This window comes from Microcoleus sp. B7-D4 (assembly GCF_036705125.1).
Taxonomy (GTDB): Bacteria; Cyanobacteriota; Cyanobacteriia; order Cyanobacteriales; family Microcoleaceae; genus Microcoleus.
This window is the reverse complement of the sequence record NZ_JAUBTT010000021.1, coordinates 51,580-70,740: the sequence shown is the minus strand read 5'-3', so window position 1 is coordinate 70,740 and position 19,161 is coordinate 51,580. Positions and strand designations below refer to the sequence as shown.

Here is a 19,161-nt window from a genome sequence, read left to right as displayed (position 1 = left end):
CAGCTAAGCGCAAATTTTTTCAACCCTCGCCAATTGTGAAATAAATCTGAAATAAAAATGAAAACATTATGATAAAAACGCAATAATATCAAAATTAAGTGTAAACTAAAACAGTCAAGAGGAACACTTTATTTATAACACCTAACACTTTACAAAAATGGATGCAGCCACTACCATCTTACTTTCCTTGGGACTAGCAGCAGATGCTTTTGCTGTCGCTGTTTCGAGCGGTTTAGCAATCAAACACATGAAGGTCAATAAAGCTTTAAAAATTGCCTTATTTTTCGGAGGTTTTCAAGCTTTAATGCCCGTAATAGGATGGTTAATCGGTCTTAGTTTTAGTTTTTTGATAACACCGATCGACCATTGGATAGCTTTTGGGCTGTTGAGTTTCATTGGCGGGAGAATGATTTACGAATCGCTGCAAGGCGAAGAATGCGAGAAAAAGTTCAATCCCTTAGATACGGGGACTTTGATAACGCTGTCGGTGGCGACGAGTATCGATGCCCTCGCAGTTGGTATCGGATTTGCTGTCCTGAAAGATTCTATTGCTCTTGCGGTGACTGCGATCGGATTTATTACTTTCTTTTTAGCCTTTGCAGGCGTGTTTATCGGGAACAAGTGCGGCAACTTGTTTGCTAATAAAATTGAGATATTGGGCGGAGCAATTTTGATTTTTATTGGCAGCAGAATCTTGTTTATGCACTTGACAGAACTGCCATTAGTCATTAGTCATTAGTCATTAGTCAGCAGTCATTAGTCAGTAGTCATTGGTAATGGAATGGGTAATTGGGAAAAAGGTAATTGGCAAAAAGATAATTGGGAATTTTCCCAAATGACAACTGACAACTGCTTTCCTAACAACTGACAACTGACAACTGACAACTGACAACTGACAACTGACCAAAAAATGCTATAACAGCAATATTGCGTTAAAGGATAAAAATTTTGTGCTGAAACTTTACGGCGGAGCCCGCAGCAGGGCCTCAATTGTCAAGTGGTATCTAGAAGAAATAGGAATTCCTTACGAATTCGTCACCCTGGATATGCAAGCAGGGGCACACTTGCAGCCAGAGTATCTCGAAATTAACCCGATCGGCAAAGTACCGGCAATTGTTGATGGAGATTTTAAACTTTGGGAATCCGGCGCAATTCTGCTATATTTAGCTCAAAAACATGGTAAAATGCCAGACACTTTGGAGCAGCAAGCTCAAATCGTGCAGTGGGTCACGTTTGCTAACGCCACCCTGGGGCCGGGAATATTTACAGAAGCAACTCGCGATCGCGAAACTCCCAAGTTGTTAAAACCGTTAAATGAAATCTTCGAGAAACAGCCATTTTTAATGGGTGATGAATTCGGCGTCGCCGACGCAGCAGTCGGGTCAATTTTAGCCTACATTCCGATGATGCTAAAACTCGACCTCAGTCCTTATCCGGCTGTTGTAGATTACATCAAGCGGATCACAGAAAGACCGGCATTCAAAAGTGCGATCGGCGGTAGCTGAAGCAAGGCACTACACGGATTAATTATTCATCTCTCTCTTCTCTTCCTCTGCGGTCTCTGCGGTCTCTGCGGTTAAATCATTCCGAAACAACCGTAAACGAGATCAGCCCAAAAACTCAACACGTAAAAGCAGGAGCAATTCATAAATTGCCCCTGCTTTTAGCAAAATCAAACTTATCTGAATCCTACAGCCGCCTGCCAAACAAAAGCCAGCAGCAAGAAAAATACGGGAATGACCGGCAAAACATTAACCAAAGGCTCAAAAATCGAATAAGCTTCGGGCAGTTTTGCTAAGAGTAATGCAGCTTCCATGAATCAACCTACCTATCCAACACAATTTTCATAATTGTCGCATATCTTCACCCACGGCAATCATGATCGATCGACTCTCGGTGCAAGCCAGTAGGCAAACTCTTCAGTAAATCGATCGGCAAAAATCGCCTCCCGCATCCTCCCAGTAAAGCGAATCAACTCCGTCACATTGTGAATCGCAAGCAAAGTATACCCCAGCACTTCGTTAGCCCGCGCCAAATGGGCCAAATAAGCCCGACTGAATTTTTGGCAGGTATAACAAGGACAAGACTCATCCAGCGGAGCAAAATCGTCCCGGAACCGAGCATTTTTCAAACTCCAGCGTTCCCCACCAACAAAAGCCGTCCCGTGGCGGGCCAGCCGAGTCGGAATCACGCAGTCAAACATATCTACCCCACTCGCCACCGCCAGCGCCATTTCCCGATAAGTCCCAATCCCCATCAAATAACGCGGTTTATTGGCCGGCAACAGGGGCGCAGTCACCTTCACAATCTCTGCGATCAAATCCCCCGATTCCCCCACACTAACGCCGCCGATGGCGTAGCCTGGTAAATCCAAATCTACCAACTGGTTCGCCGCGCGCGATCGCAAATCAGGGAAAACGCCCCCCTGGACGATGCCGAACAAAGCTTGATCCGGACGCGAGTGAGCTTGAATGCAGCGTTGCAGCCAGCGGTAAGTGCGATTTGTGGCCGCCTCCACCTCCTCCCGTGTAGCCGGGTAAGGGGGACACTCGTCAAAGGCCATAATCACATCGGCGCCCAACTGATTCTGAATTTCGATCGATCGTTCCGGCGTCAAATTAATCATGCGGCCATCGCGGGGAGAGCGAAAAGTCACCCCATTCTCAGAAATAGTCCGCATTTGGCTCAAGCTAAACACCTGAAAGCCACCCGAATCCGTCAGCATCGGGCCCGGCCAAGCCATGAATTTATGCAATCCGCCCGCGCCTGCGACAATTGCTTCCCCCGGCTGCAAGTGCAAGTGATAAGTATTTGCCAAAACCATTTGAGAACCCGCCGCCTCAAGATGTGCAGGTGTCAAAGTTTTGACATTAGCTAGCGTCCCCACTGGCATAAATTTAGGTGTTTCCACAACACCGTGGGGAGTAGCAAAAACCCCTGCACGCGCTTGGGTATGGCTGCAATTAGCCTGACATTTAAAAGAAAATTTCGCCTTGTCCTCAGTCATTAGTCCTCGATGCTCGTTAACCGCTACTCGGCCGTCCGTGTTATTTGAGATGTTGCACCATTCTCAATTACTTGTTTAGGAACAGGCTTTTCGGCCTGTTCCACAAGAAAATTCACTCTTTGTGGAACAGGCCGAAAAGCCTGTTAAGCGAGAATGGTGCAAGATGTGAGTGTTATTTAATCTATTGTTGTTGACATCGCGACAAAAAACTCATGACCGAGAATTTCTAGATGGTACCCGCCACGTGATTTATCCGTGGAATCAATCCAAAACCGACAATCGAAAATCCTCAAGCCCCCGAATTTATCTCGCGCAAGTCAATCCAAAATCGACAATCGAAAATCTAAAATCGAATGACCCCGCCCAAAAACGGAGACAAGTTTCCGACAATCGTCGTGGAGGGCAAAAAATTTTAGACCTTAGTTCTACCTCCCAGATTCACGGCGCTGCGAGTAAATCTAAAATCTAAAATCTAAAATCTAAAATCGACTGACCATTAAAAGGGGGAATCATCATCATCCAATTGCAGATCCCAGTTGCCTGAGAGTACCTGATCGACAACCGCATCCAAAGCCGCAGCATTTAAATTCCGGGCGAATTGTTCTTGCAAAGGATTGGAGAGGGGAATTAACCGCAACAGCCGTCCGTCTTGAACCAAGTCAAAATAAGCACCATCGACCGGGGACTGTTTCAGTTCCAGGTAATCAAAACTATACACGTTCAAATAAAGCGCATGATTGGCAATCAGGGTAGAACGGTGGGGGTTGGCGAAGACTTCGAGTACATAACCTTCCCCTTCGCTATAAATCTGGCCATCTTGTATGTGAAGGTAGCGGACACGTCCTAAATCAAACAGCAATCTTTTGATATCGCGTTTGTTGACGACAATCCCTGTATCGATGATGCAAGGAGCAACTACCCTGTTATTCAATTGATCGTGACTCATGGAGTAAAAGCCTCTGTTGTAGTGTATGTTCCCGTCTTGAAAATCAGGGAGTTAGCTAGAATTTTTGGGAAGGGAAACGCGGATCTTGAGTTTAGTCTTTTTAGATAGGGAGCTTTGGGATCGCTGCCGACAGAGGTTTTCCGGGGAAAAGAGCGGGCGACAGGAGGAATGCTCGATCCAAAAAACTAGGGTGTTACAGTCCAATTCTGGCACACGCTAATCGATTGACAACTGCATACCAGATGAAAAATTTTCTATCTTATGGTGCATGATAAATGGGTTCGCTCTACGATCGACTTTTTCCGGAATCAAGGCGCTGCCATCGCAGCCGCAGTCGCTTTTTATACTTGTTTGCCGGTACCGGTGTCTTGGACTTTGGAGTTTCGGGGCATTGCCCGCTTGGCACCGGCGATCGGGCTTTTGATTGGGGGGATGGTGGGACTGGCGGATGTTGGGTTGCAGTTGTTGGGAATGCCTGCTCTGACTCGATCGGCCTTGGTGGTAGTCTTGGGCATCGCGGTGACTGGCGGGCTGCACCTAGACGGGGCAATGGACGCGGCGGACGGGCTGGCTGTACCCGACCCCGTGCGTCGGCTGGAAGTCATGCGGGACAGCGTTACAGGGGCTTTTGGGGCGATGGCTGCGATCGCGATCGTGCTGCTGAAAACTGCCGCTCTCTCGGACTTGAATAACTATCGCTGGCTGGCTTTGATGGGTGTCGCGGGTTGGGGGAGGTGGGCCCAACTGGTGGCGATCGCCCGCTATCCCTATCTCCGGGCAGAGGGTAAGGGAGCTTTTCACAAGGAATCGATTTATTCTCCTTTTGATTTTATACCGGGAGTGCTGTTGCTGCTGAGTTTGAGCGTGGTGCAAGTTGTCTTGGAGGGCGATCGGTGGCTGTTGGCGGTGGGGATGGCTTTGGGGGGAAGTGCGATCGGAATTTTTGCCGGAGCCTGGTTTAACCACCGTTTGGGCGGCCACACGGGCGATACTTACGGTGCTGTAGTCGAGTGGACGGAGGCTTTGTTGCTGTGTCTTTTGGCGGCTTTGGAAGGTTGATTAACAGTAAGACTTTTTCTGAGATTTGCTAACAATCACTTACATTTGCCTTCTGGTCTTCATGTCATATAGAATGAATTTAGCCACTCAGATGTAGGTGAAAAACCTTGGTAGTACGCAACCGCTATATAAATAAGTTGCCTCTACATTATCAAAGCAAATAATCAGATTGGCGTGGGGCTGTAAGCGATAACCAAGCTGAAGGCAAGAATATAAGTGCTTGTAGAAAATTCTACGGGCATCGGTTGATACGCCTTGGTTGAGATATGATCTCAACTTATGTATTTGTTAGCAAATGTTAGCAAAAAAGTATCGGTTAAATTGTTTCTGAGTTAACGGCATCATTCTGCATCATCCAAACGAAAAAGCTGAGGATTTGCTCGACAGGGGGCAGAGGATAGACGGATAAGTCGATCGTCACAGTTTGGTTTTCGAGTTGGATAAATTGCCATTGAATGCCATTACTCACGCTCCCATAAATGATGGGGATGTTTTTTTCTTTGGCTTGATTGAAGCGTTGAGCGGCAACCATTTCGGCAATACACTGACCCAATCCGCTTTTGAGGTCGGTCTTTTTAGCTTCGACAATTACAACGGCGGGGGCTTCAATTTCTAGGACTTCGGACGATCGCGTCAGCAGAAAATCAAACACTCCATTCAGTCCGACAGCTTCGTCGATGGTGAAATCTTCGCCGGAGAAGAGGCTAATTTGGCGATCGAGAATCCGCCTCACTTCCAGCAGTACGGGATAGATGATTCCTTCCGATCGCGCTTTTTCACTTCCCGATGTAGCGACGATGGGGAGGCTATCATTGAGAGTACCGCTGAGAATGTCTGAGGGTGCGATCGGGTTTAGCGGAGGTATAAAGCGAGTTCCCTCTTGGACTGTGAGACCGAAAGCTTGTTTCGCTTTGGCGATCGTAGTAAATTGACTGTATGGCATAATTTTTTCTAGTTGACCATTATAGGTTTTGTTTCGCTATTAATTACTGTAAATGATATTAATCGCAGCTACAATTCTCCTCGAACGGTACGGTGTTGCAAGGGAAATAAGTCATCGAGTTGAGTTACGGATTATTGGTCGGGTTGTCCTGTTTTGTCGAGTACAGTGCGAATCGAAACTCTACCCAACAAAAAGTGGCGTTGCTGATTTACGGTATGAAGGGCTAAATATGCAAGTCATATCAAATCCGTTAGCATCGGAATAGTAAATTCGAGTTCACTGTTGACGGTTGACTGTTGACAGTGAACAGTGAACAGTCAACCGTCAACCGTCAACCGTCAACATCATGTATGAGTGTAACCGGAAATGATATCAGAGAAACCACTATCCACAAAGCTTCTGGATTTTTAACTATTTTTTTTGATGCCCTGATTAAGCAACGCCGACCAGTTTAATATACAAAATTTGATTAAACTTAACTCTTGTTTTTGAAGCTTTTACCTATTGTTCAAGCATTATTTTCAACCAATTTAACAAATAGTAGTGAGATCAGCGTGCGCCAAGACTTTGCAGGTGACGAGAAACCGGGTTTCTGCGACAAATTTCGGTTGAGTACGAAAAATACACTCAGAAACCCGGTTTCTGAGATCGTGCGCTATAATTCCTGTCGTTGGGTGGCGATAAACCGGATTTTTTCACCTAATACCCCTGAATGTCATGGCATATTTTGGTTAAAAACCCGGTGTTAAATGAATGGAAAATCCCATGCAAATTTTCCATTCATTCTCACTTTTTACGCTTTCGGCTCAACCCAAACAGTCATCCCCTCAACCCTCAAACCTTTGCCGCGAGTGCCGCAATATTGACCGTTAGCAGTAACAGGAGTATCGCCCACATTCTGGATGTGAGCCGTATAAAATACGTCATACTTATCAGCTTGCGGCCCAGTCAGCCGCGCGGCAAATCCCTCAATCCGCTTGGCTTTGCCCCGGAATCCAGCTAACTCCCCTTCCGAGATCCAAGCAGTGTCGCCAACTCCTTCAACGTGAGCCATGTACTGCAAATTTAAACCGGCAACGGGAGGCTCTATTTTAATTTGAAATCCTTCCACGCGGCGGCCTTGAGCTTTAGTACCCGCGTATTCTCGATCGCTAAAAGTTCGATCGCCAATTCCTTGAATATGCGCCAACACTTTTAAACCCACAGGCGCCGCAGCTTGCGAACTAGCAGACGGCGCGATCCAAACTTTGATACCCTCGATCCTCAAAGCTTTGCCACGAGTGCCACAATATTCGCCGTTGGAGGACACGTCGGTGTCGCCGATATTCTGAATGTGAGCGGTATAAAATACGTCGTACTTATCAGCTTGCGGCCCGCTCAATCGCACTGCAAATCCTTCAATTCGTTTCGCTTGACCCCGAAAACCGGCCAATTCTCCCTCGCTGAGCCAAGGAGTATCGCCAACACCTTCGACGTGAGCCATGTACTCGACATTTAAGCCGGGAATTGGGGGATCGATATTAATTTGAAATCCTTCGACGCGCCGCCCTTGACCCTTAGAACCCGCGTATTCTTGAGAACCGAAAGTTCGATCGCCAATTCCCTGAATGTGCACCAAAACTTTGATTCCCAAAGCGCCCTCTACTGCCACCGCTGGTTGAATGTCCCTAGGTGCTCCAAAAACAATGTTCCCGGAACCGGTTGTCTGAAGAGACTTAGGTACTTCCACACTGGGAACAATAATCACCTCGTGCATGGGGGCAGAAGGTGCGGGGGATTCCAAAATCTGGATCTGTGGCGCAACTGTAACTTGTTTCGGTGCCACATTTCCTGACGGGATGACAATCACTTCTGGCAAAGGTTCGGCGCTGATTTTTTGTTCTGGCGCTGGTTTAAATGCGGGTTCGACTTTTGCAGGTGCTGCTTTTACCATCTCAGCAATGGTTAATTTGCCTCTGGAAATGGCTACGGCTATTTGTTTGCCAAAAGCGGCGCTGACTGTTTCTTCGAGGATTACCCACTGTTCGTCGTCTAATTTGTCTTGCTGTTCCACCAGGGCGAGGACTGCTGAAACTGGGTGTTTGCCGCTGACTAAGGATTCTGCGTCTGAATGCAGTTGAGTTGGGGTTGATTCGGAAATTGCGCGCTGCAGTTCGCGGGCTCTGGCATGAACTGATTGTAAGGGCGCGAAGTCGCTTTGTTCGCGGTGGGCGATCGCCAATACTCGATCGATCACTTTCAATGCTGCATCGCGAATTTCTGCTTTACCTTCAGAAGCTGCGGCAGTCTCGACTAAGTTTTGAATGTCTTTGAGGGAAGTAATTTCCCCTGGGGCGATCGCGGAGTTGTTTGCTTCGAGAGCTTGTTTTTGGACTGCAGCAAAGTTGCGGCTGTAGGTGGCTACTTCTTGCAGCAAGCTGTCAGAGGGAGGAAGGCCGGAGTCTTGCAGTTGTTTTGCTGCTTGGGATAGGCGATCGGCCAAATTAGCATAAGTTTCAGATAGTCGGGCTATTTGTTGTAGCAAATCTTTATGAGCTAGTTCCATATGGGTCTTGCAGTAAATATTTAACTTGCTGATTATAGACGTTGAGCGTCTTCTGAAGGTAGAAGGCAGTAGTCATCAGTCATTAGTCCGAGGGAAGAAGAAAAATGCTCCCCCTCTCCGACTCCTCCACTCGGACACTCTCCGACTCCCGCACCCAGACACCCGGACACTCTCCGACTCCCCACTCTCCGACTCCTCCTCTGGCATCCCCCATGTGATCGCCGTCACAACCTTGCAAATAATTAGTCACACTCTGCGACTCCGGCTGTCACGAGTGGCCCGTCACAATGTCACACCGATCGAGCAATAGCCGTCACTGCTGATTCTGTGAAAAAAGTTGATACTGAGGCTTGAACCAATAAAATCCGGAAGTGTTATGGTACTAATTCGCGACCTCGCCCAGCAAGCTCTGGCTCTAGGCTATCTAACCCTTGAAGCCGAAAATCAACTGCGGCGGATGTTAACTACCACCAAATATGACTTGGAAGACTTAAATGCTTTTATGGCTTTGCAACTAGCAGCTATGTCCGGAGGAGTGAAACAAGAGTCTCGCGAGCTGAAAAAATTTGAAATCTTTGGCGAGACGGCTTCCGAAACTTCCTTTTAGTAATTAGTTGGCTTTTGATTAGTTGAAATTTAGTAAGGGACATTTCTACAGTGCAGGTTCGTGAAGTTGTAAAACAAGCTATTGCCGCTGGATATCTGAGTTTGGAAGCAGAAAATGAAATGCAGAAGATTTTTTCCTCAGCAAAGTGTGATTTGGAAGATTTGAATGCTTTTATGAGCTTGCAGTTAGCTGCGATGGCTGGTCGGGTGAGGCAAGAGTCTTTGGAAGTGATTAAAATGCCAATTTACCCGGATAGGAATTAATTTCTTGTTCACTTATCTGGCAAGATAACGATTATTTTCTATCCTCAACAAACGCGGAAAAGCTATAATTTTTGGATGACTTCTCTACTAATTAAATTATAAAATATTGGTATTTTGGTTCAATGGGTGTTGAGCAAATTAAATAAAATTGAAATAAATATTAAAATGAATATGTCAGTGGAGAGTGAGGACTTGACTCGTCAAAGGTCAGGCTTGGATGACTAGACCTGTCAAGGTGTTTGCTTCGTAACAGTTGAGCATTATGCTTGAAAAGTTATGTATTGTTAATTCTCTATCAAATGGAGAAGATTTATCGATCGCCCCAAGCAGAGATTTCAAGCGTTTGAGCCACTTTGTAGGCGTTGCATAATTGCGGGATAATTTTGATTGTTTTTTTGTGGAATGGGCTCTCGTAGTCCGAAGGCGTGTATTTTCACACCAGGCGGAACACCCCACAATATATTAGTGTCAACTTAAGCTTTTAGTCCGCCAGTCCTCCCGCTCACCCGGAAGTCCGCCAGGGAATGAATTCCCTGTCTCATAGCGAAAGTCCTCTCAAAGAGGACTGAAGAACTCATTAGTCCTCTTTGAGAGGACTTTGACTTTGAGACTCTTGCTGAAACCCCTGCCGGAATGAGGGTTTAACGTTAAGTTGACACCAATGCCCACAATAATCATCCTCAAATTGTGTAAGGCTCATTTTTCACTTTCTTGAGAGGTATGGCTGGGATGAGGGCCAACAATTTATGCTCAATGATTAACTGGACTTGGTATGAAACAGCTAATATTATTTACCCTCCATCGACCGCAATAAAATTAGTTGGTAGTGAGGATTTTGACCGTCATAAAACTCGCTCGTACTTCCCGTCACTACAAACGTTATAACGGTTATTATACCCACTTTTATATAATCCTTGAGACTATTTCCTACGAGCTCGACGCTCTAACTCTTTAATTACTCTCAGAACAAACAGCGACATTAAAGCGCCAATTAATGCCAGTTGCCACAACCCGCATCCGGCAGCAGTTCCTAAAGCTGCTGACACCCAAATAGCGGCGGCAGAGGTGAGGCCGTGAACTTCAACTTTGCCTCTTTCCTGGTGATTTTGCCGCAGGATTTCTCCGCCTCCCAAAAACCCAATCCCGGCAGCAATCCCTTGAATTACGCGCGCTACAGCATCTCCTCCGTTTTCATTTTTCCCCATTGCCAGCGGCATTAAAACAAACAGTGCACAACCCATACTTACTAGCATATGAGTTCTCAATCCCGCTGGTTTGTTTCTGAGTTGGCGCTCCCATCCAATAATTCCGCCAACAAACATGGCTAGGCACAACCTTAACAGTATGCCTAGCCAATGATCGGGAGACCACAAGTTAGCGATCGACAATGTTTTACTGCAAATAATTAATCCGAATAGCCCAATATTAGCGGAGCACGATGTCCGATCGCAATCTCACTGCCAAATCTTGTTCCGGGCGAATCACGAGCACGTCAACGCTGCGCCGCCCCAACAATACTCCAGCTAAAGCGCCGATCCCAGCGCCTCCCAATACTTCTTCAGTCGCGATCGCTTTGTCGCCGGTAATGCCTGCGAGTGCTGCTGCTGCTGCTGCACCCAAGGCTGCACCTTGCGCTACTGAACCTGTGCCAGCACCTTTTTGGACTCTTTCGGTTCGGGTAATAATTCCTGAATTTCCGTCAATCCGATAGCGTTGGCGGCGGCTGATAATTAACTCTCTGGCAACAAATTGAGTACCACTTTGATTGCCTCTTCTGACAGGTTGCAGTGCCCCGACTATCTGGCTGCCTGCAGGGATTAATACTCTGCCTTGAGGTGTGCGGATGTCTTGCGCTACTGTTAAAGTTAAAGGTGCCGTTTCTTCGCGGGTGACAACTATTTTGTCTTTTTCATACCTAACTGGAATTACACTGCCCGACGGAATTCGGATGCTATCAAATTGGGAAATTCTTTGTTGGGCTTCTGCGGGAGTAGCTACCACCAGCGGCGCGCTGGTTCCAACGGTAATGCCCAGTGCGAGGATTGCTGCTGTTGCTGAACGCCATTTTTGAGAAGTAATCATATAAATTGTCTCCTTGCTGTCGTTTTTGTTTACTTAGGAACGCACTACTGCTAAATTTGTTTCTGGTTTCGCATTCATCTGATGTTTTGATTATGGCAGGCTGGAATTCTACCAGTTGGGAAGATAAGGTTGATAATCCAGAAGTTTAAAATTTGGAAAAATCTAGAAAATCCGCAAGACAGGGGCTATCGGGAAGATAAGGAAGATAGTCAACAGTCAACAATTAATTGTTGAGAGCGTTTAAAGCTAGCAATCCTGCACCGAAAGCTGGTTCGTATCGGGGCGAAATTACCTTAGCTTTTGGGGCGATCGCACTTATGGCCGCTTCAAACCGACCTCGGCAATTTGCCTCTCCACCCCACACACCTCCTACGATCACAATTTCAAATTCTTCTGTTTGGTTAAATAGCGCTGAAATGGCTATTTTTGTTGAATAGGTTAATTCGGCCACAGCATTATTGATAATGCAGTCAGCGACGCGATCGCCCTCTGCTGCTGCTCCCTCGACAATCGGCGCTAAAGCAGCAATTTCTTTGACTCCCCAACCGCGCCCGTAAACGACTTCTACCAATTCTTCTAGGTTATTGAGGCCTAAATGCTCTTGAAATTTTTCCGCAAGCACAGTAAAATCTTCGCGTCCGTCATAGAACTTCAAAGCAGCTTGCAAACCCTGAAGGGCGATGTTATATCCGCTGCCTTCATCGCCTAAAATGTATCCCCAACCGCCGACTCGTTTAGTTTTCCCTTGACGGTTTTGCCCAAAAACAATCGAACCGGTTCCTGAAATAACGGCGATACCCACTGGATGGCCTGTACCGCCAGCAAGTGCGATCGCGCAGTCGCTGGAAATTACTATATTCCTGGGCAGGAACGATCGGGTTACTGGTAAAGTATTCGTCAACTGCAAGTTCTGCACTACAAATTGCACTATTTCACGATCTTTTGGACGCCCGACGCCTGCTAGTCCCAGACCAATTGCTTCTATGTTGAGATTGCCTACAGACTCGACCTGAGCGGACAGAACTGCTCGTTCGATCGCCAATTGGATGGATTGTTTTGCTGTCTCAATTCCCAGGGTTTGATAATTGGACGGCCCTGCTTCACCCCGTCCTAAAACAAGGTGGTTGTCATCCATTAAAAGGCAGATTGTTTTAGTGCCGCCGCCGTCGATGCCGAATACGTAACTCATGAATAATTTAGAGAATAATAGAGCAACCCAGATTAACAGATATCTCTCTATTCTACGCTTTGTACAATCAGATTAAACTGAGATGTTGCACCATTGTCAATAAGCCTTTTATGAACAGGCTTTTCGGCCTGTTCCACAAGAAAATTAATCTCCTGTGGAACAGGCCGGAAAGCCTGTTCTTCAGAATGGTGCAAGATGTGAGATTAAATCGACAGAGCAATGCTAATAATAATTAAACCTAATAATGCTAACCAAACCAGATGGCGCTGACACCAATTTTTGATTGATTGTGGCCAGCCGCCGCTGCTGTAACGGATCGTCTGTGGCACAAGTGGCTCAGCTTGATTGTGATAAAGCGTGCATTCTTTGGCAAAGGGACGCTGCGGGTAGTTGCAAGTGTCGTCTTCGTGATAAATACAGGTAGTGCACAGAAATTCTTCGGGTTTCGATCGATAAAGAGGGATACCCGGATGACCGAAAGCTTTGAGGGGGATTTTGCAGTGTGCACAGGCGAGCGCTTGGGCGTCTACAGGTTGGTGACAGCGGGGGCAATCAGGCATAGACAGCAGGGTGATGGGGTAATGTGGTGGGTAGGCTCATTAGGGGGTTTTCCGAACGCCGAGAATGGGCGATCGCCTCGCCATCAGGCGGCTGGATGCTCCAAAATAGAAAGGTAGGTGTGCGCTGATGTAACTTTAAGTTTACAGATGGTTTCGCAGCGACAGCAGGCGACCTGAGCCGATCGGGTATCAAAGGGCCAACATTAGGAAAAATCTATGGATAACAATAGCAACTTACTCAAACAACTGGTAATGCTGGGCATTGGTACTACCTCCCTGGTGGCAGAGAAATTGCAGGAAGTGAGCGAGCAATGGGTCAAAGATGGCAAAATCAATTCCGAGCAAGCCAAAACCTTTGTGGATGACATGACGGAGCACCTCAAGTCTGAACAGGGCAATTGGGATACGCAGTTGCAGCGGCAACTACGGAATATGCTGCAAGATATGGGAGTTCCCCGACAGTCGGAAATGGATGAGTTGCGCGGAAGGCTCGATCGTTTAGAACGTCAGATGCGGGATTTAGAAAACCGTAACTGGCGCTGAGTTCGATCCTCTTCTGCAAGCTTCGCTAACGCCCGCGAGAAGTTCGCTGCTATCTTGTGATAAGATTGTCACCCGAAGGCAGAAGGCTAAAAAAAGGCACTTATGTAGAAGCCACTTATGTAGAATTACAAACATTCTGACTTCATACTTTTGCCTTTCAAATTATCTGGAACCTGCCCTTTTTTGGTAGAAAAGTTCAGATAACATTTGGTATTTCTTGTTGTACGAGATGTCTTAGATATCTGAGATATCGCGGTTAAAAGTATTAGGAGGATTAATTTTGCGAGGAGTTCTAGTCAGCTTGGGAGTAATGCTGGTTTGCTTTTTGTTTTTGATAGTCGCTCAAATGGGCGGTTCTGGGTCCCAAGCAGTTGCAGCCGAATTGAACAATCTTTTACCCGAGACTGCTATTGAGAAGTTGTCAGCGCAGTCTTTGAATGAAAATAGCTTGCTAGTAGCTGATGCTACTTTACCAGAGGTACCAGCTACTATCGCTGGCAATGACATGACTGATAATACTGAGAAAACTGTTAATACTGAGAAAACTGTCACCACAGATTCAGGTCTGAAATATGTTGAATTGACAGAGGGTAAGGGGGCGACTCCAAAAACCGGGCAGACGGTTGTCGTACACTACACGGGAACTTTGGAGGATGGCACGAAGTTTGACAGTTCGCGCGATCGCAATTCACCTTTTCAGTTCAAAATTGGCGTGGGTCAAGTAATTAAGGGTTGGGATGAAGGTGTCGGTACGATGAAAGTTGGAGACCGCCGCCAATTGATTATTCCCCCTGAACTCGGTTACGGTGCTCGCGGTGCGGGCGGGGTGATTCCTCCTAATGCTACGCTGATTTTTGATGTGGAATTGTTGAAAATCGCTGGTTAGGTAGCTCAATCTAATTCAACGTAAAACTTTTACGGTGTTTAGAAACCCGGTTTTTTTTAAGAAACCGGGTTTCTGTGTATGTTCTGGTTGATTTACGATCGCTTCGGAGATGCCAGATTGCGAAAGCAGGTAAATTGGGCGTCGAATAATAGTTTGATGATTCCTGTGGGCCCGTTTCTGTGTTTGGTAATAATTACTTCTGCAATTCCGCGATCGGGGGAATCAGGGTTATAGTATTCATCGCGGTAGAGCATAATTACTAAGTCGGCGTCTTGCTCTATGGAATTATGGGCATACAAACCTTGTGTGGCAAAGCTTTCAATATTTTCTACTGTCATATCGTAAACCATTTCTTCGCCACAAAAATTGATTTCTCTCACCTTATCCCAATAGATATCGCTAACAGCTAGCTTGAATATCTCTTCGGCATCCAAAATATTCCCCAACTGATATGCGCGTTCTCGACCAATATCACATTTGTAATCCGTTGTGGCTGAATAACGCATACCTAAGCAATCTTGCATCTGTTTGACGGTTAAACCAAGGCGCTTTTGGGCAAGATTGACTTGAGTTCGCCAAAGTTCATTCGGAATTAAATCCCGATTAGTCTTCCCACTATCAGCATTATTTAAATATATTTTTACCTCTTCCAAACTAGATTTTTTATAATTACCAACTGCACCAATTACATTCGCAAATATTTCTATGTCTGATTTCCCTCCTAACCAAACTTGATATTGTGCGCGCCCTTTTTTACCTTGAGAAATAACTCTGACAGCCGCATTGATGTTCAGTCTAAGCAACAGAGAACGGACTCCTCTGGCTAACTTCTCGCTACTAGAAGCATAATAAATAGCTGGATAAAGACATTTCTTCCCTTTAGTCGGTTTGATACAACCATCAGTTGCCCATAGGTGTCGAAGGAAAAGAGCGATCGATTCTTGCGGTTGGGTAAATACTAAACTGGGAATAAATTTTTCATGGGAAAGTAAACCAAATATTTCTAATTGTTCGAGCCATTTAGTAATCGGATTTTTAATATTGGGAGCGAGACGATAACTAGCGGAGAGATAAACTTGATACCAATCGCGTTCGCGTTTAATGCGGGGATTAATTTTATCACCAAATACTTCTGTAGCCAAATGTGCAACTAATTCAGCTAAATCTAATTCTCGCGTCGTGTACTGAATGGTATGTCGGGGTAAAGTACAACCATCACCAATTAAATGTCCTAGTAAAGCTAATTCAGCATTACCCATCGTCTGCACTTCAGTACAAGGAATTGATCGAGGTGTAGCAATTCGATCGCCTATTTTTAATTCATCTAACCGCTTCCAACCATCTGATGTAAAGAACTTATGATTGCCTGTTGCTGTAATCGAATTTCCCAAGCAAGTCGTCATCTCCCAGACGGGCTTGACTCCAGTACAAAAAGCATTAGTCACCATCGCTTTTTCCTGTTTCAGAGTATCTGAATTTAATCCCCAAACAGCAAAGCCAGATTTGCCGACTAAATCACGAATCGGGACTTCTAATCCACTATCCGCCAAGGTAACTAAACTATCGCCACCGAGACATCCGCTTTCGCGTAAATCAGACATCATCGGCCGCTTGTTTGTCCTGGCTTCCACACCCCGACTCAACTGAGATAAGGCAATAATCGGCACGTTGAGTTCGCGGGCTAAACCTTTAAGACTTCTGGTAATTCGAGATAGTTCTTGCACGCGGTTGTCGCTGGTACCTTCCATTAATTGCAGGTAATCTAGCAAGACTAATCCTAGGGTTCCGCCTTGTTCTGCTTGGAGGCGGCGGACTTTCGATCGTATTTCTGTGACGGTAATATTGGGAGTATCGTCAATAAACAGCGGTAGTTCTGATAAATTGCCAATGGCTGTACTGATTGGTTCCCATTCGTTTTGACTGATTCTACCCGATCGCAATCGGTTACTTTCTATTTTGGCTTCACTCGACAGGATACGCTGCACTAGCTGTTCTTTCGACATTTCTAAGCTGAAAACGGCAACCGGCAATTTTTGCTGTCCGGCGGCGATGTGATGGGCGATGTTGGTACAGAAAGCTGTATTGTGAACGCAGATATCGTTAGCCACAAAATTGTGTGTCTCCGGGATAGTTAAGTCGTAAACTTGCTTGTTTCCCATCGGTTCGATAGAAACTATTTCATCCCAGTAAACCTCGCTATCTGCCAGTTTTTTCAGCCATAAATTATCTAAAGCCGTTGCTAAAACTAAAAATCTTTCTCTGGACAGCGCACGTTTACCAACGTGGATATTTGAGTGACCTTTGATGTCTGCGCGTTTTGCTAAGGATGCCCAAGATTCGTTGCCTTTTGCTAATGCTAGGTATTCCCACGCCTCTACAGGAATCAAATCGCGGTTATTGTGAGATTCTTTATTTTCTAATGCTTCTTTTACTTTGAATAAGGCTACCTCTTTGCCAAAAATGCCAATTTCTGATATGAATGTTTTGATTGATTTTGCATCAGTAATATCGATTTGCCAAGCTGGTCTACGAGTATTTTTGTATTTGACAGAACGCTTTTTGAGGGCTGCAATGATGCCAAATCTCAGCAGTAGATGCTGTACGTGTCTGGCTAGTCCCTCGCTGACAGAACAGTAGCCTAGTTGAGATTGACCGCTGGTAAGTAGGGTTGCCCAGCCGTCAGTTGAAAAGAGGCGGTTGAGGAAAAGGGCAACTTGCGATCGCCGCAATCTAAACACTATGTCCGGTACGGTTTTCTCATGAGCATTTTTTCCCATCAGACCTAACTTTTCTAACCAATTTCTCAGGGGATTTTTATGACTTGTATTAATAACATCCATTCCCTCATCGGCTAGGTGTTCTGGATCTACTCTTAAAACTCTGCAAATGCCACTAAATAATTCTTGATTGGGAAATGCTATTCCTTCCACCCAAGACCGGACTAATCGCGGTGGAACTTTCAATTCTCGCGCTAATTTTTTAGAGTCAAAATTTCGTTTTAAAAGGATTAGTTCTAAATTATAACCAAAGTTTTTTATACTATCTGTGTAACTTTCTCGATCGCCCATGACATAATATTCTGGTGCGCGTCTCCCTTTATCGTTAAATCGCAGCTTAAGACCTCCGAAGCTAGTAGCAGCTTCAGCAAAATCTTGTAGTATAGCAGTATTTCCATTGGTGAAGTGTGGCGCGCTGCGTGTCAAACACCCATCGCCAATTAGATAAGCCAATAATTTAACTTCACAGTCTCGGATGGTTTCTTTACCAAAAAGATTCATCCTGCGGGGAACAGCAATCTTATCGCCTACTTGTATTTCCCTCAACTGCCGCCAGCCCTTAATTGTTAAAAATGGGTGTGTAATTGTACTTTCTATAAAGCGTCCCAGTCTTGTTGTAACCCGAAATACAGGCTTAATTCCATCATCTATAAAAGCTGATGGTCTAGTTAGGTGAAATTGCCAATCTTCTCCTAATGTTAGTAATTCAGCTTGACGTTTTTGATAGATTTGTTCTATACTAGAAACAGTTCCATCACTTTCTACTATTACGGTAGAGGCTGCTTGGCACTTGCCCATCGCCGGCCTGGCTGCAACGATGATTAAATCCGATCGCTGAAAGCCTCCTGTCATAGCATCTAAGTCATAAAAACCGCACGGAATACCGGGAAGTGTGAGGCCTTCATTGCGATTTTCTAGGTCTTGAAATGTTTGGTTTAATGTTTCGCCGATCGATACTAAATCCTGTTGCGGACGTTCTTGAGTGATGCTGAAAATTTCTTGTTCGGCGCGGTCTAAGACTGTTTCTAGTGGTGTTGCCGTCTCGTAACCTAATTGTACTATGTTGTTGCCAGCTTCGATTAATTTGCGGCGCTGATATTTGTCTTCTACTAAAACTGCATATTGGTCGATGTTGACTGCGGAAACTGTGCGATCGACTAATTGTGCTAATTTAGTTAGTCCTCCTACTTGCTCTAACTGGTTGCGGTCGGTTAGCGCAGTTGTTACCGTCATTAAATCGGTAGGTTGGCCCTGTAAAAATAGCCCTAATGCCGATCGATAAATGACTTGATGAGCGGTGATGGCAAAAAACTCCGGTCGCAGCAGTTCGGCAATTCGGGAAATAGCTTCGGGGTCTATTAAAATCCCGCCCAAAATTGCTTCTTCTGCCTCTATATTTGTCGGCATCAAATCGCTCATTAGTCAATAGTCCTCAGTCAGTCGATTTTAGATTTTAGATTTTAGATTTTAGATTTACTCTACAGATGAATCTGGGAGCTTGAACAAGATCCTAAAATTTTAGGTTCGACTCTCATGAGCGTCGGGGCTTGTGTCCGTTTTTCCGGCGGTGTCATTAGTTATTATCAGTGTAAGGTTGTAGGAGTGCGCTCTGTCGCGAGCTCGCGTTTATACCAGACTCACGCTCTCTCGATCTCGCACTCCTGAAAAAATGCTTCTTACTCTCTGGAGAGATGCTCCGGTTCTCAATCTGCAAGTTAGCGTTATTGAGTCCTTACTTAGCAGTGCTTAGTTGT

18 protein-coding genes are annotated in these 19,161 nt (G+C 45.6%); 7 read left to right on the top strand and 11 right to left on the bottom strand.

The window, feature by feature from the left end; translation table 11 throughout:
* The first annotated feature begins 157 nt into the window (after positions 1–157).
* Together QUB12_RS11090 and QUB12_RS11085 are read left to right on the top strand one after the other, a co-directional pair.
* Positions 158–739 carry a manganese efflux pump MntP family protein gene (locus tag QUB12_RS11090; protein ID WP_333144765.1) on the top strand — a complete coding sequence of 194 codons (582 nt, stop codon included), beginning with the start codon at positions 158–160 and terminating at the stop codon, positions 737–739.
* A gap of 211 nt (positions 740–950) precedes the next feature.
* On the top strand, positions 951–1,505 hold the full coding sequence (locus QUB12_RS11085; protein WP_333144766.1) for a glutathione S-transferase family protein: 555 nt from the start codon (positions 951–953) through the stop codon (positions 1,503–1,505).
* Between the two features lie 173 nt (positions 1,506–1,678).
* Here the strand turns inward: QUB12_RS11085 and QUB12_RS11080 are convergent, their stop codons facing one another.
* The 3 genes from QUB12_RS11080 to QUB12_RS11070 all read right to left on the bottom strand — a co-directional run bounded on the left by QUB12_RS11080 (position 1,679) and on the right by QUB12_RS11070 (position 3,953).
* Positions 1,679–1,816, bottom strand: a complete 138-nt coding sequence (locus QUB12_RS11080) for a photosystem II reaction center protein K (RefSeq protein WP_006634808.1) — start codon at positions 1,814–1,816, stop codon at positions 1,679–1,681.
* 60 nt (positions 1,817–1,876) lie between these two features.
* On the bottom strand, positions 1,877–3,007 hold the full coding sequence (gene tgt / locus QUB12_RS11075) for a tRNA guanosine(34) transglycosylase Tgt (RefSeq protein ID WP_333144767.1): 1,131 nt from the start codon (positions 3,005–3,007) through the stop codon (positions 1,877–1,879).
* A 496-nt stretch (positions 3,008–3,503) separates the two neighbouring features.
* The gene (locus tag QUB12_RS11070) at positions 3,504–3,953 is read right to left on the bottom strand and encodes a hypothetical protein (RefSeq protein WP_333144768.1); all 450 of its coding nucleotides are present in this window, start codon (positions 3,951–3,953) and stop codon (positions 3,504–3,506) included.
* Between the two features lie 261 nt (positions 3,954–4,214).
* Here QUB12_RS11070 and cobS point away from each other — a divergent pair, with 261 nt between their 5' ends.
* Complete coding sequence (gene cobS, locus QUB12_RS11065) at positions 4,215–5,012, top strand: adenosylcobinamide-GDP ribazoletransferase (protein WP_242722367.1); 798 nt, start codon at positions 4,215–4,217, stop codon at positions 5,010–5,012.
* A gap of 316 nt (positions 5,013–5,328) precedes the next feature.
* On the opposite strand, the gene QUB12_RS11060 is transcribed toward cobS, so the two are convergent.
* The 3 genes from QUB12_RS11060 to QUB12_RS11050 all read right to left on the bottom strand — a co-directional run bounded on the left by QUB12_RS11060 (position 5,329) and on the right by QUB12_RS11050 (position 8,750).
* Positions 5,329–5,955 (bottom strand): hypothetical protein, encoded by a 627-nt coding sequence (locus QUB12_RS11060; RefSeq protein ID WP_333144769.1) that lies wholly within the window; start codon positions 5,953–5,955, stop codon positions 5,329–5,331.
* Between the two features lie 793 nt (positions 5,956–6,748).
* Positions 6,749–8,500, bottom strand: coding sequence for a hypothetical protein (locus QUB12_RS11055; protein ID WP_333144771.1), 1,752 nt, complete (start codon positions 8,498–8,500; stop codon positions 6,749–6,751).
* Positions 8,501–8,582: 82 nt separating this feature from the next.
* The gene (locus QUB12_RS11050) at positions 8,583–8,750 is read right to left on the bottom strand and encodes a hypothetical protein (protein WP_333144772.1); all 168 of its coding nucleotides are present in this window, start codon (positions 8,748–8,750) and stop codon (positions 8,583–8,585) included.
* Positions 8,751–8,876: 126 nt separating this feature from the next.
* Here QUB12_RS11050 and QUB12_RS11045 point away from each other — a divergent pair, with 126 nt between their 5' ends.
* Positions 8,877–9,107 carry a hypothetical protein gene (locus QUB12_RS11045; protein WP_333109616.1) on the top strand — a complete coding sequence of 77 codons (231 nt, stop codon included), beginning with the start codon at positions 8,877–8,879 and terminating at the stop codon, positions 9,105–9,107.
* A 50-nt stretch (positions 9,108–9,157) separates the two neighbouring features.
* A complete protein-coding gene (locus tag QUB12_RS11040; protein WP_333144773.1) occupies positions 9,158–9,370 on the top strand; it encodes a hypothetical protein in 213 nt (70 codons plus the stop codon).
* Positions 9,371–10,290: 920 nt separating this feature from the next.
* Here the strand turns inward: QUB12_RS11040 and QUB12_RS11035 are convergent.
* From QUB12_RS11035 to QUB12_RS11020, 4 genes are all read right to left on the bottom strand, one after another.
* Positions 10,291–10,692, bottom strand: a complete 402-nt coding sequence (locus QUB12_RS11035; protein WP_333144774.1) for an MgtC/SapB family protein — start codon at positions 10,690–10,692, stop codon at positions 10,291–10,293.
* Positions 10,693–10,795: 103 nt separating this feature from the next.
* On the bottom strand, positions 10,796–11,452 hold the full coding sequence (locus QUB12_RS11030; RefSeq protein ID WP_333306737.1) for a hypothetical protein: 657 nt from the start codon (positions 11,450–11,452) through the stop codon (positions 10,796–10,798).
* Between the two features lie 223 nt (positions 11,453–11,675).
* Entirely contained in the window at positions 11,676–12,641 is a 966-nt protein-coding gene (locus QUB12_RS11025; RefSeq protein ID WP_333144775.1) for a BadF/BadG/BcrA/BcrD ATPase family protein, read from the bottom strand.
* Between the two features lie 203 nt (positions 12,642–12,844).
* Positions 12,845–13,201 (bottom strand): zinc ribbon domain-containing protein, encoded by a 357-nt coding sequence (locus QUB12_RS11020; RefSeq protein ID WP_333144776.1) that lies wholly within the window; start codon positions 13,199–13,201, stop codon positions 12,845–12,847.
* A 216-nt stretch (positions 13,202–13,417) separates the two neighbouring features.
* Between QUB12_RS11020 and QUB12_RS11015 the strand changes: the two genes are divergently transcribed.
* Complete coding sequence (locus QUB12_RS11015; RefSeq protein ID WP_333036214.1) at positions 13,418–13,744, top strand: phasin family protein; 327 nt, start codon at positions 13,418–13,420, stop codon at positions 13,742–13,744.
* 280 nt (positions 13,745–14,024) lie between these two features.
* A complete protein-coding gene (locus QUB12_RS11010; RefSeq protein WP_333144777.1) occupies positions 14,025–14,630 on the top strand; it encodes an FKBP-type peptidyl-prolyl cis-trans isomerase in 606 nt (201 codons plus the stop codon).
* Positions 14,631–14,722: 92 nt separating this feature from the next.
* Here the strand turns inward: QUB12_RS11010 and QUB12_RS11005 are convergent, their stop codons facing one another.
* The gene (locus QUB12_RS11005; protein WP_333306735.1) at positions 14,723–18,826 is read right to left on the bottom strand and encodes a replicative DNA helicase; all 4,104 of its coding nucleotides are present in this window, start codon (positions 18,824–18,826) and stop codon (positions 14,723–14,725) included.
* Positions 18,827–19,161: the final 335 nt, after the last annotated feature.

What these genes read in the sequence shown, in the direction of transcription:
- QUB12_RS11015 (WP_333036214.1), top strand. Translation starts at nt 13,418, where the DNA reads ATGGATAACAATAGCAACTTACTCAAACAACTGGTAATGCTGGGCATT.
- tgt (WP_333144767.1), bottom strand. Translation starts at nt 3,007, where the DNA reads ATGACTGAGGACAAGGCGAAATTTTCTTTTAAATGTCAGGCTAATTGC.
- QUB12_RS11045 (WP_333109616.1), top strand. Translation starts at nt 8,877, where the DNA reads ATGGTACTAATTCGCGACCTCGCCCAGCAAGCTCTGGCTCTAGGCTAT.
- cobS (WP_242722367.1), top strand. Translation starts at nt 4,215, where the DNA reads ATGGTGCATGATAAATGGGTTCGCTCTACGATCGACTTTTTCCGGAAT.
- QUB12_RS11030 (WP_333306737.1), bottom strand. Translation starts at nt 11,452, where the DNA reads ATGATTACTTCTCAAAAATGGCGTTCAGCAACAGCAGCAATCCTCGCA.
- QUB12_RS11090 (WP_333144765.1), top strand. Translation starts at nt 158, where the DNA reads ATGGATGCAGCCACTACCATCTTACTTTCCTTGGGACTAGCAGCAGAT.
- QUB12_RS11055 (WP_333144771.1), bottom strand. Translation starts at nt 8,500, where the DNA reads ATGGAACTAGCTCATAAAGATTTGCTACAACAAATAGCCCGACTATCT.
- QUB12_RS11060 (WP_333144769.1), bottom strand. Translation starts at nt 5,955, where the DNA reads ATGCCATACAGTCAATTTACTACGATCGCCAAAGCGAAACAAGCTTTC.
- QUB12_RS11080 (WP_006634808.1), bottom strand. Translation starts at nt 1,816, where the DNA reads ATGGAAGCTGCATTACTCTTAGCAAAACTGCCCGAAGCTTATTCGATT.
- QUB12_RS11025 (WP_333144775.1), bottom strand. Translation starts at nt 12,641, where the DNA reads ATGAGTTACGTATTCGGCATCGACGGCGGCGGCACTAAAACAATCTGC.
- QUB12_RS11005 (WP_333306735.1), bottom strand. Translation starts at nt 18,826, where the DNA reads ATGAGCGATTTGATGCCGACAAATATAGAGGCAGAAGAAGCAATTTTG.
- QUB12_RS11070 (WP_333144768.1), bottom strand. Translation starts at nt 3,953, where the DNA reads ATGAGTCACGATCAATTGAATAACAGGGTAGTTGCTCCTTGCATCATC.
- QUB12_RS11035 (WP_333144774.1), bottom strand. Translation starts at nt 10,692, where the DNA reads ATGTTTGTTGGCGGAATTATTGGATGGGAGCGCCAACTCAGAAACAAA.
- QUB12_RS11020 (WP_333144776.1), bottom strand. Translation starts at nt 13,201, where the DNA reads ATGCCTGATTGCCCCCGCTGTCACCAACCTGTAGACGCCCAAGCGCTC.